We start from the raw sequence: 1,985 nt of genomic DNA on the forward strand, positions 1-1,985 counted from the left end.
GAAGGAGTGGGACGAGCACGAGCTCGACTTCCGCGAGATCTCGGGCAACGTGCGCCTGGCCGCGCGCGACCTCGAGACGATGCTCCACCAGTCGCACTTCTCGGGCCTGGACCCCGACCGCAAGGACCGCATCACGCCGCTCCTGGACAAGGGCTACTTCCCGGACATCGAGGACATCACCGGCATGGCCGACGTGATCTTCCAGGAGATCCGGCTCGCGGGGCAGGTCTCGCTGCACCGGGGCGAGTACATCGCCCGCGACGGCGGCACCGTCACCGGCGACGTGCTCACCCTCGGCCGCTTCACCGCCGCCTACGAGAAGGACGGCGAGGTGGGCTTCCTGAGCTGGTCGCCCGAGGGCGGCCGTTTCTACGCCATGACCGACCTGCCGCGGGGCAGCATCGGCCGCGACCTCAAGGGCTACCTGCACGGCGACCGCGAGGTGGTGCCCATCGACATGACCGCCGGCAACGCCCTGCGCCAGATCACCCACCAGACCAGCTTCCTCGAGCAGCTCGAGAACGGCGGGCCCATCGTGTGGCCCATCGTCGGGCTCGCGGTGGTCGCCCTGTTCATCGTCCTGGCCCGGATCTTCTTCCTGAACCGGATCCACGCCAACACCGACCGCTTCATGACCGAGGTCAACGGCTACGCCGCCAAGGGCGAGTGGGAGGCGGCCGAGGATCTCGTCGACCGCCACAGCAAGCGCCGTTCGCCGGTCTTCTCGGTGATCAAGGCGGGCCTGTCGGTGCGGAAGAAGGATCGCGAGACGCAGGAGAGCGTCCTGCAGGAGGCCATCCTGCGCGAGATGCCGCGGGTCGAGGCCGGCCTGTCGGTGCTCGCGGTGCTCGGCGCCGTGGCACCGCTGCTCGGCCTGCTCGGCACCGTCACGGGCATGATCAACACCTTCCGCGTGATCACGCTCTTCGGCACCGGCGACCCCAAGCTCATGTCCGGCGGCATCTCCGAGGCCCTGGTCACCACCGAGCTGGGCCTGATGGTGGCGATCCCCATCATGCTGGCCCACACCTTCCTCTCGCGCCGCAGCGACCACATCATCGGCGACATGGAGGAGAAGGCGGTGCAGCTGGTGAACATCATCCAGATCCGGCGCGAGGAGAAGACCCTCGTCGCGGCGGGCGGGGGCGGGAACGCATGAACACGCCGGCGCTGCGCGACACCCTCTGGGCCACCTGGGACTACCTCGTCCAGGGTGGCTGGGTGATGGTGCCCATGGTCGTCGCCTCGCTCGCCATGTGGACCCTGATCCTCGAGCGCTGGCGCACCTACCAGCGCTATTCCGGGCGCGACATCGAGAAGGTCGACGCCCTGTGGGCCCTCGATCACGACCGCCTGCCCGACGACCGCCACGGCCTGCGGGCCACCCTGCTGCGCCGCTTCCTGGCCGCGCGCTCGGGCCGGCCGCGCGTCGACGAGCTCGTGCTGAACCACACCTCCGAGCGCATGCGCCGCCAGCTGCGGGGACGTCTCGCCGTGATCGGCGTGCTCGCGGCCATCGCGCCGCTGCTCGGCCTGCTGGGCACGGTGCTCGGCATGATCCAGACCTTCGACGTCATCGCGGTCTTCGGCACGAGCAACGCCCGCGCCATGGCCGGCGGCATTTCGGTGGCCCTCATCACGACCCAGACCGGCCTGCTCGTGGCCATCCCGGGGCTCTTCCTCAGCGGTTCCCTGAACCGCCGCGCCACGCGCCTCGAGAGCACCCTCGACGAGTTCACCCTTTCCCTCGGGCGCGCCCTCCAGGACGGGCCCGGCGGCGGCATGGGGCCCGACGGACCGGACGTCCCCCCCCTGGCCGCCATGGAGGCTTCGGCGTCATGATCAACGTGCGCAAGACGCTGCGCGGCGGCAGCGACAAGGTCGACATCAACATGGGCCCCCTGGTCGACATGGTCTTCCTGCTGCTGATCTTCTTCGTCGTCACCACGAGCTTCGTCAAGGAGTCGGGCATCGACGTGTCGCGC

3 protein-coding genes (1 of these 3 running past the window's edge) are annotated in these 1,985 nt (G+C 69.6%); all 3 read left to right on the forward strand.

What is annotated here, in order from left to right; all coding sequences use genetic code 11:
• Positions 1-1,159 (forward strand): MotA/TolQ/ExbB proton channel family protein (locus KDM41_04450; protein ID MCB1182661.1); only part of this gene is annotated, 1,159 nt, incomplete at its 5' end.
• Positions 1,156-1,842 (forward strand): MotA/TolQ/ExbB proton channel family protein, encoded by a 687-nt coding sequence (locus KDM41_04455; GenBank protein MCB1182662.1) that lies wholly within the window; start codon positions 1,156-1,158, stop codon positions 1,840-1,842. The genes KDM41_04450 and KDM41_04455, both read left to right, overlap by 4 nt.
• Positions 1,839-1,985 carry the 5' end (the start) of a biopolymer transporter ExbD gene (locus tag KDM41_04460; GenBank protein ID MCB1182663.1) on the forward strand. 360 nt of this gene lie beyond the right edge of the window, so 147 of the gene's 507 nt are visible here — the first part of the coding sequence; it begins with the start codon at positions 1,839-1,841; its stop codon lies off the right edge, out of view. Before KDM41_04455 ends, KDM41_04460 begins: the two co-directional genes overlap by 4 nt.

This window comes from bacterium (assembly GCA_020440705.1).
Classification (GTDB): Bacteria; Krumholzibacteriota; Krumholzibacteriia; order LZORAL124-64-63; family LZORAL124-64-63; genus JAGRNP01.